The sequence below is a fragment of the Paenibacillus lautus NBRC 15380 genome, assembly GCF_004000945.1.
GTDB classification, from domain to species: Bacteria; Bacillota; Bacilli; order Paenibacillales; family Paenibacillaceae; genus Paenibacillus_AQ; species Paenibacillus_AQ lautus.
The window spans coordinates 1-12848 of record NZ_BIMF01000036.1; the positions used below are offsets into that span (position 1 = coordinate 1).

The 12848-nt window shown below is 46.1% G+C and carries 12 protein-coding genes; 8 read left to right on the plus strand and 4 right to left on the minus strand.

Annotation, left to right across the window (positions count from 1 at the left end; genetic code table 11):
- Nucleotides 1-257 precede the first annotated feature (257 nt).
- The 4 genes from thyX to PLA01S_RS30340 all read left to right on the plus strand — a co-directional run bounded on the left by thyX (nucleotide 258) and on the right by PLA01S_RS30340 (nucleotide 5172).
- The gene (gene thyX, locus PLA01S_RS30325) at nucleotides 258-842 is read left to right on the plus strand and encodes an FAD-dependent thymidylate synthase (RefSeq protein ID WP_443093764.1); all 585 of its coding nucleotides are present in this window, start codon (nucleotides 258-260) and stop codon (nucleotides 840-842) included.
- A gap of 213 nt (nucleotides 843-1055) precedes the next feature.
- Nucleotides 1056-2741, plus strand: coding sequence for an ABC transporter ATP-binding protein (locus PLA01S_RS30330; protein WP_272868176.1), 1686 nt, complete (start codon nucleotides 1056-1058; stop codon nucleotides 2739-2741).
- A complete protein-coding gene (locus PLA01S_RS30335; RefSeq protein WP_164817551.1) occupies nucleotides 2734-4443 on the plus strand; it encodes an ABC transporter ATP-binding protein in 1710 nt (569 codons plus the stop codon). The genes PLA01S_RS30330 and PLA01S_RS30335 overlap by 8 nt, the downstream gene beginning before the upstream one ends.
- 141 nt (nucleotides 4444-4584) lie before the next feature.
- Nucleotides 4585-5172 carry a stalk domain-containing protein gene (locus tag PLA01S_RS30340; protein ID WP_246059947.1) on the plus strand — a complete coding sequence of 196 codons (588 nt, stop codon included), beginning with the start codon at nucleotides 4585-4587 and terminating at the stop codon, nucleotides 5170-5172.
- A 422-nt stretch (nucleotides 5173-5594) separates the two neighbouring features.
- Here PLA01S_RS30340 and PLA01S_RS30345 read toward each other — a convergent pair whose 3' ends face one another.
- A complete protein-coding gene (locus tag PLA01S_RS30345; protein ID WP_127596122.1) occupies nucleotides 5595-6170 on the minus strand; it encodes a hypothetical protein in 576 nt (191 codons plus the stop codon).
- Between the two features lie 200 nt (nucleotides 6171-6370).
- On the opposite strand from PLA01S_RS30345, the gene PLA01S_RS30350 reads away from it, so the two are divergent.
- Nucleotides 6371-7384 (plus strand): S66 family peptidase, encoded by a 1014-nt coding sequence (locus tag PLA01S_RS30350; RefSeq protein WP_127596180.1) that lies wholly within the window; start codon nucleotides 6371-6373, stop codon nucleotides 7382-7384.
- Between the two features lie 181 nt (nucleotides 7385-7565).
- On the opposite strand, the gene PLA01S_RS30355 is transcribed toward PLA01S_RS30350, so the two are convergent.
- The 3 genes from PLA01S_RS30355 to PLA01S_RS30365 form a co-directional block, all read right to left on the minus strand.
- Nucleotides 7566-8363, minus strand: coding sequence for an SDR family NAD(P)-dependent oxidoreductase (locus PLA01S_RS30355; RefSeq protein WP_127596125.1), 798 nt, complete (start codon nucleotides 8361-8363; stop codon nucleotides 7566-7568).
- A gap of 93 nt (nucleotides 8364-8456) precedes the next feature.
- Entirely contained in the window at nucleotides 8457-9320 is an 864-nt protein-coding gene (locus PLA01S_RS30360) for a helix-turn-helix transcriptional regulator (protein ID WP_127596127.1), read from the minus strand.
- Between the two features lie 398 nt (nucleotides 9321-9718).
- Entirely contained in the window at nucleotides 9719-10369 is a 651-nt protein-coding gene (locus PLA01S_RS30365; protein WP_127596130.1) for a nitroreductase family protein, read from the minus strand.
- Nucleotides 10370-10486: 117 nt separating this feature from the next.
- Here PLA01S_RS30365 and PLA01S_RS30370 point away from each other — a divergent pair, with 117 nt between their 5' ends.
- The 3 genes from PLA01S_RS30370 to PLA01S_RS30380 all read left to right on the plus strand — a co-directional run bounded on the left by PLA01S_RS30370 (nucleotide 10487) and on the right by PLA01S_RS30380 (nucleotide 12803).
- Nucleotides 10487-10636, plus strand: a complete 150-nt coding sequence (locus tag PLA01S_RS30370; protein ID WP_272868177.1) for a MerR family DNA-binding transcriptional regulator — start codon at nucleotides 10487-10489, stop codon at nucleotides 10634-10636.
- A gap of 381 nt (nucleotides 10637-11017) precedes the next feature.
- On the plus strand, nucleotides 11018-12172 hold the full coding sequence (locus tag PLA01S_RS30375; protein WP_127596186.1) for a sensor histidine kinase: 1155 nt from the start codon (nucleotides 11018-11020) through the stop codon (nucleotides 12170-12172).
- The gene (locus tag PLA01S_RS30380; protein WP_127596133.1) at nucleotides 12159-12803 is read left to right on the plus strand and encodes a response regulator; all 645 of its coding nucleotides are present in this window, start codon (nucleotides 12159-12161) and stop codon (nucleotides 12801-12803) included. The genes PLA01S_RS30375 and PLA01S_RS30380 overlap by 14 nt, the downstream gene beginning before the upstream one ends.
- Nucleotides 12804-12848: the final 45 nt, after the last annotated feature.

A 12848-nucleotide genomic window follows, 5' to 3' on the forward strand; every position in this document is an offset into this window, starting at 1 on the left:
TCCGATTACCGGTTAGCTCTAGTTCATTAAGCTAATGGGCAGATTACTTCAATGTAGCCTTTGCAGGAATTAGCAGTACATAAGGAGAAAGTGGTAACAGTAAAAAGGGGGATGAAAATAATGTCATTTGTTAAAGTTCTCGATGAAGGTTATGTACGGCTAGTTGATCACATGGGCTCCGATCTAACTATTGTTAATGCAGCACGAGTCTCATATGCAAGGAGTCATCAGAACTAAGTGAGCGAGATCTTAAACTCATTAAGTTTCTTGCTCGCGAAGGCCATACCTCACCATTTCGGCATGCTATAGCTCAATTTGAGGTATACGCACCATTAATGGTCGCTAGGCAGTGGTGGAAATATGTAGTGGGTTCACATTACGAAGGCACCGGCGATAGTTTAGATGCTTGGAACGAATCTAGTCGTCGATACATAACCGAAGAACCAGTTTTTTATACACCAAAAGCAGATGAGTGGAGACCTAAACCCGAGAACTCCAAACAGGGCAGTGGAGACATAATCTCCTGGGAACTTGGTGAGAAACATACACAAGAATTATTGTCATACATCGAGCTAGGGATGGAAAAATATGAACGAGCATTGGCAGATGGAATATGCGCTGAACAAGCGCGATTGTTCTTACCCTCTTATGGAATGTATGTCCGTTGGTATTGGACCGCATCCGTTCAATCGGTTGCTCATTTCTTGGCGCAGCGATTAGAACATGATGCTCAAAAAGAAATTCAGGACTACGCAAAGGCTGTATTAGAACTAATAAAATCTATTTACCCAACATCTCTTGAACAATTAGTTTCTAAAGAAACAACGAAGTCATTAAACTAAAGGGAAACGATAGATAAATTTCATTAAGACTGCCGCGGGCAGAACTAACGAGCAGGATAAATTAATCAATCTCCCCAGAATCCGAAAAGTATAATATTCCAACACAACAATTACGAACGATAATTCAGTTAAAAAAGGGGGCTGCAAGTCATTAGTAGGAAATCGTCTATTCAACCCTATCTATGGGTCATTCGCTTTCTGAAGCCTTACCGGTTGCAGGTTTTAGGTTATATCCTCATCAGCCTCTTTATTATCGGAGTGGAGTTGCTCATACCGAAGTTTATTCAATATTTTGTAGATCACTTGCTTCCCGACGGTGCCCTGGATGTATTTCTGCTTGCGCTTGGCAGTTTGGCCGGACTGGTTGTATTGGTGATAGCCTTTACTCTGTTCCGCAACAGGTTGCAGCGTTACATTCAGGAAAAGGCTGCACGTGATATGCAGTTTGCTTTATTTGCGCATTTGCGAAAACTAGGCTTCTCGTATTATGAGAAAAACCCGGTTGGGCAAACGCTGTCTTTGTTTAACTCAGAGGTAAAAGCTGTCCAAGAGATTTATTATCGCTACTTTCCTGGAATGGTAATAACAGGAGTAACATTTCTGGTCTGTTCGGCAATGATGCTGTCAATTCATATCGGCCTAAGTCTCGTTGTAATTCCCTGCTTCCTGTCATACTATTTGATCGGTCCCTATTTTGAGAAACAGGCTGCACGACTCGGTCATGAAACGCAGGTGAAACGAACGGCCTTTCAGAAGAAGATTTATGATACGGTGTCCGGGTTGCTGGAGCTCAGAGCCTATCAAGGGGAAGATTGGGATACAGCTCAAGTTATGTCCAAGCAACATGAATTGCATGATAAAACCAACCTGCTTCATTTCATGAGCTATGCAAGAGGTCTTGTTCGCCGAGTGTCCGTTCAATTCGGAGCCGTCGCCGTATTCGCATATGGTGCGTATTTGTTAAGCCGAGACGCTGTAACGACAGGCGCTTTAGTCGCCTTCATGTTCTATTACTTCCGTATGATTCAGGATATCACTTTCCTTGTGACGATGACTTCCGAACAAAAAGTGTTGATGAATCAGGTCGATAGACTTTTCGGCTTTATGAAGCAACAACCGGATATTCGGGAAAGTGAATCTGCGAGTTCTCTACTGACGGTGCAAGGAGAAATTGTTTTTCGTAATGTCGCTTTCCGATATGATACCCAATCCGAATTGATCAAGGGCTTCTCTTTACATATTCGACCAGGGGAGAAGGTCGCTTTTGTCGGTACCAGCGGCAACGGTAAGTCGACTTTGCTCAAGCTGATAGGCCGCTTCTACGATCCGACGCAAGGGGAAATTTGTCTAGATGGCATTCCTCTTCCGAAGTTATCGCTAAAGCAGATTCGCGGGACAATGGGATTTGTGTTCCAGGAAACCTATCTGTTTGGCAGCACTATTCGTGAAAATATAAGATTCGGTGCGCCAGATGCAACGGATGAGCAGGTTGAAGCTGCAGCCAAGGCGGCTTATGCCCATGACTTCATTCAACAGTTTCCGCAAGGCTATGATACGTTCGTTGGGGAGCGCGGCGTGAGGCTGTCGGGTGGACAGAGACAGCGCATCGCAATTGCCCGAATGTTTATCAAAAATCCAAGAATTGTGTTGCTCGATGAAGCAACAGCGGCTCTGGACAATGTCAGCGAATGGGAAGTACAGCAAGCCTTGAATCGTTTGTTTGAAGGAAGGACAATCATTGCGATAGCCCACCGGTTATCTACGGTGAAGGGTTTCGATACAATTATTGTCGTGGATCAAGGCATCATTGCCGAGAAGGGTAATTATGAGCAATTGATGCTACAGCAAGGCGTTTTCCGCCGATTGGCAGCGGGAGAGGAGCGTGCGGTTGGTGAATAATTGGGCATGGATCTGGACATATGCAAGGCAGGTCAAGGGCCTCCTTGCGCTCACGATATTGCTGTTAGTGTTGGAGATAATAGCCAGTATCGGCGTTGTGGGCATCCAGAAATTTATTATCGACGATTTATTTGTAAACCGTAAGTTCGACTTGTTAGTCCCTTTGATGGCAGGGCTTGCCGGTCTAGCAGTCACATACAATGTGCTTCATTTATATGCCGCGCTTGTGAGAAACAAAGCAACGTTCAGACTGCAAAAACTACTGCTTGCCGATATGTTGCGCTATATGCATCGCATTCCGGTAGGACTTTTCCGGGAGGAACGCACCGGCAAATATGTCACCCATCTGACTGATGATGTCAATCAATCTGCGAATCTGGTAGGCGGTACAATCCCAAACGGTATGATGGAAATAAGCGGAGCGATCATTCTTTCCATTATTATCGGAATGGCAAGTCCGGTATTGCTTCTGGCAGTGATACTAACCAGTATCGTTTATATATTGATGGGCAAGCATTACGCACCACGGATGAAAAAAGCGGCAAAGGACAGCGCCACTAGTCAGACGGAAGTTATTGTTACTATTGAGGAAGGAATTGCTTCCTCCCGTGAGGTCATTGCCTTTCATCGTGAGGAATGGGAAGGTCGGCGTTTCAGGGAGAAGTTAACTGTTCATTTTACCAATTTAATGAAGCAGGTTGATATTTCCAATCGGCAGTCGATGTTTTCTATGCTCATGCTGTGGGGTATTCGATTGCTCGTATTGGGCTACGGAGGCGTGCTGGTTATTCAGGGAAGTATGTCCATCGGTTGGTTGGTCGTCGTGTTTCAGTTTTCTACTCAACTTCTGCAAGCCTATGAGAAGGTATACAACTTCTTTATGGGGGTGGCAGGGAGTATGGCGTCTGTGGAGCGCGTCCGCGAAGTGATGGGAGGAGAAATAATCACGAATGGCGCACTCCAGATTAAAGAGCCACTTCGCAGTCTTGCCTTTCAAAATGTCTCCTTTCAATATACATCAGATAGACAGCCGGTCATTCGCGGGCTCGACATTAATATACCGTTAGGTAAAAAGGTAGCTTTTGTTGGGGCGAGTGGCGGTGGGAAGTCAACTATTGCGCAACTGCTTGTCCGATTCTACGATCCGTATCAAGGACAGATTGCGGTTAACGGCGAACCGTTGACGCAAATTCTACGGGATGACTGGATGAAGCGGATTGATATTGTTTTTCAAGATGCTTATCTGTTTCCCGATACGATTCAATATAATTTGACATTGGGACGCCACATTCATGAGGATAGATTGAAGGATATCTGCAGAAGCATGAGAATTCACGAGTTTATTGAGTCTCTTCAACACGGTTATGATACAAAGGTGGGAGAGCGGGGTATCCAACTGTCAGGTGGACAGAGGCAGCGTATTGCCCTCGCACGTGCATTATTGGCGGACAGTGAAATTCTCATTCTGGACGAAGCTACTTCGGCGCTGGACTTGGAGACCGAACGACTTGTACTGCAGCAACTCGATATTCTTCGTCAGGGTAAAACAACGATTTTTATAGCACATAGGTTGTCGACAGTTATGAATGCGGACATTATCTATGTTTTGGATGGTGGCCGTGTGGAAGAACAGGGCACACACGAGCACCTTCTAGAGAGGGGGAAGATTTACTCTCAACTGGCACTGGCTGAACTCAGATAGATGTTTTCTTCTCTTATGACGTCGAAACCACGCACCTTATTTTAACGCGATATTGAGATTTCCTACGTTTATGTCATTCAAAAAGTTGATCGCCCGGTAAAAATATCCACCATAGAGTGGCTTTCCCTTGGAGGCGTGATGTTGAGGCATACAATGATTCCCTTAACTTTTGTTGCAGAAGCGTTGGACGGTTCAGTAACTTGGAATCAAAAGACCCAAACGGTGTTTGTTTCAAAACCAAGCACGAAACTGCTGACTGACGTTAAGAGTAGTGCATTAAGCACAGCCAGAAATGCTGCAATCAATCTTCCTAGAATTTCACAGCTCACGGAGGACTTTGAACCATCTATGGAAGCATCCAGTCTTCAATATTATTTTCCAGAAAATACAAAAGACCGATTCATCGAGGTCAATAATAATGTAATCCGCTATTATCAAATTACGAAGAACACAGCTTACCTTAAGTGGCAAGCTTTCATTAGCGAAAAGACCACTACGCAAGTTAACCTTTATTTCATAAACCGCTCCTTTACAAAAGAGAACGGTTCCCTACCAAATTTTAAAGATACGACATTCGCCAACTTTCGCTGGATGCCTCATATTACTTCTACTGGATATGGTTTAATCACTAAGGAGAATTGGAATGATGTTGTTTTTAAACAAGCCGAACTGCCTCAAACTAATCTGAAGGAAAACTATATTATTGTTGACATTCCAGAAGAAAAATAATTAGAAATTGTCATAAAAAGGAGTTTGCATTGGACGCAATTATTATCATAACGCCACATGTCGGTATCGGTCCTTTTCGGCTAGGGATGTGCAGGGAAGAGGTGGAGCACGAGTAGAAGAGGGCAAAATCGTGTCAATTGTCGAGGGACAAGAACATAAGCCCATAGAAAGTCGCTAATTTAGCGACTTTTTTGTTTTATCGGTACAAGTTTTTGTCCCGATTGCCGTAATGGATATGGTCTTGTTCCGTTTAGATGACGTTTTCTTCAGATAAATATGCTGGGGCAGAGACGATGGAAAAGTATTTAAAATGACCATTGAGAATAACGCCGATCTCGAAATAATGAGGGTAGAAAAATAATTTTAAAAGCATTTGACATTCACTGCTACTCAGCGTTACAATATACCGGTAATGAGTATTACTAAATAGCCCGTGAATTGTCAAAAGCTTGTATTTGAGAAAATTCAAAACTACATGTGGAGTTTCTCAGCGGGCGTCGGACGCAATGCGTCGGCTTTCGGCCAGAAAGTGGGTACGGGAGATGTTGTCCAAGATGGTGGGAGAACGGCTTCAGGGTGGCAAACATGACCCAGACGTTCGTCCCGCCGCTGTCGGCGGTGATGTTTTCGTTCCGGTCGAACGTCTCTTTCAGTTTTTGGAGGACAAGTTCGTTTGCTGTCAGCTTCTTTCCGCTTTCCACCTCCTCGTCGTGCGCTCCGGCCAGAGTGAAGAATGTCATCAGGTATTCGTTGTCGTACAGTACTGCGACTTTGTACGAATGGAGTCCTTCGCCTAAATCGAGCGGTTCGACGTACTCGGGGCAACTACCCAACAGCCCGCCGCTTTCCCGATTCAGTCCAACGTTGCCAAGATCACGCACGTTGTCCCCCGATTCGAGAACGACAATGTAGCCCTCAACATTTTCGAGGAGTGCCACCGGAAATGTACCGACGCGGTTCAGTACGTCAAAGTCCTGCCTTGTCTTGATGATTCTCATTCTTACATCCCCTTAGAATTAAATTGACCCCTTGAAAAAGGGGTCTTGGTACTAGGTCACGAATATGATATATATTCCAAAATGTGCTAGAATCGGTTCTTGCGTGGCGTGGATTTGTATATATGTATGCAAATTTGCTGGCAGGACATAAAAACAACAGACTAGTAGATCTGGCAACATGTTTGAGGGGGAATCAGTATATGATCCGCTATCCATTGTTACAGAAAGGGACGACGATAGGCGTCACCGCCCCATCATCCGGCGTAAACGGACCTTTACACGAGTTGGTAAAACAGTCAATTGGCCGTTTGAAAGAGAAGGGCTATCCGGTGATTTGCGGGGAAACAGTATGGACTCAAGAGAAAGCAAAGTCGGCATCTGCCACTATAAGGGCTGCAGAACTTAACGCTTTACTGCAGAACGAAAAGATTGGAATGATCCTCCCGCCATGGGGCGGAGAACTGTTGATCGAAATAGTGGATCGAATCGAATATGATCATATTCAGCCCAAGTGGATTCTCGGCTACTCAGATACGAGTGTGCTATTACTGGCTGTTACGCTCGCTACAGGAATAGCCACAGCTCACGGTACGAATCTGATCGATTTGAGAGGGGAATATGCGGACGAGACAACTGCAATGTGGGAAACCGTGCTGGCGACGCGGGTCGGTGAATCCGTTCAGCAATTTTCGTCAAAGCTGTTTCAAAAGACATGGGATCACGAAAATCCTTCGCCATGTGTTTTTCATCTAACCGAGTCTACCGCATGGCAAACATCAGGCAATAATGCCCGTGTACGCGGGCGTCTACTTGGGGGATGTATTGATGTCATCCGGCATTTGATTGGGACGCCGTATGGCAATGTACGGACATTCCAGAGTCAATTCATTCATGGCGAGCCGATTCTTTGGTATCTTGAAAATTGTGAATTGAACGTAACCGACCTTCGGCGTTCACTTGTACAAATGAGACTGGCCGGTTGGTTTGACCATTGTAGCGCCATCCTATTCGGCAGAAGCGATGCGAACAAGCCCATCGACGATTATGAAGTATTGGATGTGTACCGAGAGCTTGCGGAGGAGCTAGGCGTTCCAATAGTCTACGATATCGACTGCGGTCATATGCCCCCACAGATGACGTTCGTCAATGGCGCACTAGCGGAAGTCGAAGTAACGAATGGCATAGCCTCCGTAATACAGTTTTTCGAGTCGTAAGTCTTAATTTATGAGTGCCTAACTAACAGAGAACGATAGATGGATAAAGTAAGATCAGAGAAAGGGCCATCCCTCAGAGGATGGCCCTAAAACTTGCCGTTACAGACAGCGCGGAGAACCGTACCACAAGTAGGGAAAATTATGGATATGAAAAGTATCAATTTAACCGTCTTGCATCTCGTTATTTTGCCTTAGGGCGCGAGATGCGTTCCATGAGCAGAGCTGTTCTGCCGCGGGGAAGAAAACGACCCAGCTGAGCCGACATGTAATTGCTGCGTCCGTCGACAATATAACTGCTTCCTCTGTCGATTCCGCGAAATCCGGCTTGAACTACGTTTTCCGAGGTGGACAGGGCACTACCTGCCGCCATGTCCTGGCTGCCAACCGCATCAAAGAAGCCCGTATTGGTCGCACCTGGGCACAGGGCAAGTACGCGGACACCGCTTCCGCGGGTTTCTGCCCATAGCGCTTCGGAGAAAGATAACACGAATGCTTTGGTTGCTCCGTAAACAGCCGAATAGGCGCAAGGCACAAATGCGGCCATCGAAGCCACGTTTAAGACGATTCCGTCCCTGCGCTCCAGCATGCCGGGCAGAAAATGATGCGTTAGGTCAACAAGCGCAGCGGTGTTCAGCATAATCTCTTCTTGCTCGCGCTCCGGATCTATATCCTCAAATCGGCCGTATGTGCCGAAGCCTGCATTATTGATGAGAATATCGACAGTCAGGCCGAGTTCGGCGATGGACTCGGCCAGTTGGCGCGGGGCACCTGCTTTTGATAAATCGATGGGTAAGGCATACGCCTGCACGCCGTGCTTGCGTTTGATCTCGCCGGCCAATGCTTCTAGCTTATTTATCGAACGCGCGGCTAGTACGACATGGCAGCCTCGTGTGGACAGTTCTATGGCATACGCCTCGCCGATTCCGGAGGAAGCTCCAGTGACCACAGCAAGCTTGCCTTGATAAGGATATGAGTTCATGTAACCTGCCCCCTTGTTGTTTGTTGTCTTGATCATATCAACGACAGGAGGGGCTAACCACAGTGCCTTCATACTAGTAACAGGACTAATAGGCTATGATTGCGGTGACAATCCGGTGTCTTGTGCGAGCAGGAGCGCGAGTCTCTCCTCCGTGTCCGTACCTGGTGTCGGAACGAAGAAGCACCAGTGCAGCCCGGGATCGTTGTCGATGGCTGCGGCGCAATGAATCGTGAACACTAGCTCCTGTCCGTCCGGAAGGCGGTAATGGACCGGGACAGTGCTTTTCTGCCGGATTTCATAACGCTCCCACAGACGTACGAAGTCCTCGCTGTTCCGTGTTAAAAGCTCGAATCGTTCCATGTACGACGGGTTGTCTTTAGAATGGTCAAAGCCTGCACGGATCAACGCCGTCATGTAACGGGCGAAGTCTTCCCAATTGACCAGCCTCTTCGGGTACTCCGGATCAAGAAATAGCAGCGTCACCATGTTTCGTTCGCTTTCCGGCAGACGGTCGAAATCCGCAACTACCAGCTTTGCCCCCCGATTCCAGACGATCATATCGGCTACCTCGTTTGCGATGAAGGAAGGATAACGCAGTTGATCCACAAGGTTCTGCAGAAATTCGGCATTGGGTTTGTCTGGTTTCGGAGCCATACTGAAACCGACCGGATCCAGTGTGGCCAGGTCGAACAAGTGCTGCCGCTCGTCCTCGTCCAGCTGTAGCGCTTGGCTGATATGGGACAGAATTTCTGGGGAAGGATTCTTCTCTCGTCCCTGCTCCAGCCAGGTATAGTAAGTTACACTGACATTGGCAAGATAGGCAACTTCTTCCCTGCGAAGTCCCGGGGTACGCCTTCGGCCGGGGAATGGCTTGATTCCCGCTTCTTCAGGCTGAAGCCGATATCGGCGTGATTTGATGAATTCCCCCAATGGGGATGAAGTATGACGGTTCTCCATATAACCCAATCCTCCTTTATGGACTGTTAACACTAAACTGCTTTGGCTGATCCAGCGATCCGGCGATCCAGCGAGGTTGTCGTGAGGTTATTCCAGGACGATAATTGCTCTGGACTTCCCGCCCTCGTACAATTGAACCATCTGTTTTTTATACTCTGCCGTGAACGTACGTCTCTCTTGGGGCATTCCGATCCGCGCCTTAATCGATTACCGATAAGATAAGTATCTAACTATGCTTCCATGCTATTTCATTAAGCTAACGGGCAGTTTAACTCGGACGGCACGCTTCCGGAAAAGCTGGAAGCGGCCAAGGCGGCCTGGATTGATTTGTTTGCTAAGTTGAACGACTTTTGAACAGCTAGTATGGGTTTTTGATTTTAGACTTTAGCAATGGTTGATTATGCCCAAGTAGTAATCGTTTCAACGGGCAGGCGGTAAGAAGGATAGCCTTCTTTGGCTGCTTTTCCGATTGAGATCAACATGACTGGTTGGAACCGGTCTTTATTAAGACCAAAAACTTCAGCAATTCGTTCCTTATCATATCCGGCCATCGGGTTAGTGTCATATCCATGGGCGCGTGCAACAAGCATGAGTTGCATGGATACGAGACCCGAGTCAATCAAGTTCATGTCTCGTAGGTCGGATGCAGACATGTTCGCATAATAGGGTTTCGCTTGTTGCAACTGCATGTCCATGATGTCCTGTGGCATGTATCCATGTTCCACAGCTTTGCCAAAAATCTCGTCAATATATTCAATGTTGTTAGCATCGTAAAATACCCCAATGACAGCCGAGGAAGTCAGAGTTTGCGTCTGGTTGAAGGATGCCAGCGGTGCAAGTTTTTCTTTTCCTTCAGCGCTGTCTATGACAAGGAAACGCCATGGCTGCATGTTAATAGCAGAAGGGGCGCGGGTAGCTTCCGTCAATATTTCGGTCATTTCCTCCCGGCTAATTTTCACTTCCGGATCGTAGACTTTAACCGAACGGCGCTCCAAGACGATTTCATTGAAATTGTTACTTTTGTGGAATTTGCCGGTGATTGTGCTCATGTAGTGTTCTCTCCCTCATCTATATTAGTTGTGAGATTCTGATCGCTTAACCTCACTATGAGGATTGTAAACTATGAAGTATACTTTATAGCAAGAGAAAGCATTGAGGTGATTAATATGAAAATTAGTGAAGTCGCAAAAATGGTTGACCTTCCTATATCAACTATACGTTACTATGAGAAAATAGGCATTATCACTGATGATTACATTCGGAGAGAACAGAATAATTACCGGGATTATGCTTTAGAAATCACTCATCATCTATGAGTTGGATATTACATGTGAGGATGGGTTCGGAAAATATAAATTTAAAGATACATGAATCAAACTAACAGGTAACGATAGCTCAATAAAAACAAGAAGGCAGCCGATCAACGTGATGGGTTGCTTTTGTACGTATTTCTCCGCCGATAGGAGAAAAAACATCGAGAAACCAATTTGTTCTCCATGCTACAATGAACGTCATGGTGGGGTAATACCAGCGTAGCTGACACCACACGCAAACACATGGATAAAAATGTAATAACCCGTTTTCTTTGTTCCAATTTGTGCTGCAAATATTTCGTTTAAACTGTATTTGAGAAATCTTTTATTATTCACCCTTTAGATTTCCTGTAAGATGATGATATGAGAAAAATATTATCTTTCATGGATTGGGGTATATTCGCTCTTCGTTTATACCATTATATTTTGCTGTTGTCCCGGGTTCTGGCAGCAAGTGAGTTTTCGAACCGAACGTTATTAAACGTGATCTGGCTGAGCATAGCCCTTGTCGTCCCTTTGCTGTTCTGGTTTCCTGGGCGTCGGATTAACAAAGTCTGGTTTTGCATACTGGAGCTATTGCTTGGCGGTTCTTATTATGTGAATTCTGTCATTCATCCTGATCTGACTTCAAAAGCGGACTATTTGCTGCCGAGTCTTACAATGGGGTACTTATTGACTAAGCAAACCTTTTGGATCATTCCCTTACTTGTTTTCATTCCCTTTTCCTTTCAGTCTTTCCTAAGATTATCTTGGGAGCAAACCCTAAGTATCGGAACAGACAATCTGCTGTTCTGCTTCATCGGTATGTGGGCCAGCTTCGTAGCCAATGCGTACTATCAGAAGAATAAACTGGTAGCCGAAGTGGAGCATCAAAATAAACTGTTAACTCACTACTCGGCCGAGATCGAGAAAATGACTTTGCTTGAAGAGCGCAACCGCATGTCCAAGGAGCTTCATGATACACTGGGGCATTCCTTTATTTCACTCATTATGAGCCTTGATGCTTCTATTGCCCTTATGGATAGCAAGCCTGCCGAGGCCAAAGATCGGTTAATTCGCTTAAGAACATTAGCTGAGAAAAATCTGGACGAAATGAGGAACATCGTACACGATATGGGGGAAGAAGAGGAATCAAGTCTGATCCGACAGGTTGAATCCCTTGCGGTCCGTTTCCGTGAGCACACGGGTACGGCCCTGACTTTGAGTCTGCCGGAGACAGAGCGGTCCATACGTTTTGAAGTACGGCAAGCGGTCCTTCGGGTCATCCAGGAATCCTTTACAAACGCACTAAAACATGGAAAAGCATCTCAACTGCATCTGGAGCTTAGATTTTCTGAGAGCAATCTGCAATTGTCCATTCGAAATAACGGCAAACCGATCGACAAGCTAAATTATGGCTTCGGCTTGACCACGATGAAACATCGGGTCGAGCGGTTGGGAGGCAGCCTACACCTAACATCTGGAGAGGGAACTCCAGCGATAACCGAAGTCAGATGTGAAATCCCGCTGAAAGGAGTGATTCCACATGGTGAAAATTAAAGTGCTGCTTGCTGATGATCAAGAGTTAATTCTCGAGAGCTTACATATCGTCCTGTCCATGGAAGAGGATTTGGAAATTGTCGGTTTAGCCAAGAATGGGGAAGAAGCCATAAGGGGCTGCGAGCAGTTTATGCCGGATATTGTGTTGATGGATATCAATATGCCAGTCATGGACGGCGTTGCCGCAACGGCCCTGATTAAAGAACGAATACCTGCAACCAAAATCATCATGCTGACTTCCTATAAGGAAGTAGAATATGTGTTAGCGGCGTTAAGCTATGGAGCAGAGGGTTATCTGCTCAAAGCTCTTCATCCCAAAGACCTGGCTGCAGGCATACGGGTGGTTCAGGCGGGAGGGACTTTAATCTCGCAGGAAATGGCGAGTAAAATGATCAAGAGCATCAACAATACCATACCTGCGAAAAATAATGAATTCGGGCTCACTGCCCGTGAAATCGAAGTGCTGCATAAGCTGGCTTCTGGCCTGCGTAATCAAGACATTGCCGAGGCGCTGTATCTTAGTGAAGGGACGGTTAAAAATTATATCTCAACGATTTATTCGAAGCTGAATGTGAAAGGAAGGCGGGAGGCCGCCCGTAAAGCCCGAGATTCGGGAATTATGGATCATTAAAAAGCCGATCCCCAAGAAGCTGGTAACTTATTAGGGTTGCCGGCT

Coding starts and splice junctions, on each gene's coding strand:
- PLA01S_RS30345 (WP_127596122.1), bottom strand. CDS start 6,170: ATGAGAATCATCAAGACAAGGCAGGACTTTGACGTACTGAACCGCGTC.
- PLA01S_RS30350 (WP_127596180.1), top strand. CDS start 6,371: ATGATCCGCTATCCATTGTTACAGAAAGGGACGACGATAGGCGTCACC.
- PLA01S_RS30370 (WP_272868177.1), top strand. CDS start 10,487: ATGAAAATTAGTGAAGTCGCAAAAATGGTTGACCTTCCTATATCAACT.
- PLA01S_RS30355 (WP_127596125.1), bottom strand. CDS start 8,363: ATGAACTCATATCCTTATCAAGGCAAGCTTGCTGTGGTCACTGGAGCT.
- PLA01S_RS30365 (WP_127596130.1), bottom strand. CDS start 10,369: ATGAGCACAATCACCGGCAAATTCCACAAAAGTAACAATTTCAATGAA.
- PLA01S_RS30375 (WP_127596186.1), top strand. CDS start 11,018: ATGGATTGGGGTATATTCGCTCTTCGTTTATACCATTATATTTTGCTG.
- PLA01S_RS30360 (WP_127596127.1), bottom strand. CDS start 9,320: ATGGAGAACCGTCATACTTCATCCCCATTGGGGGAATTCATCAAATCA.
- PLA01S_RS30380 (WP_127596133.1), top strand. CDS start 12,159: ATGGTGAAAATTAAAGTGCTGCTTGCTGATGATCAAGAGTTAATTCTC.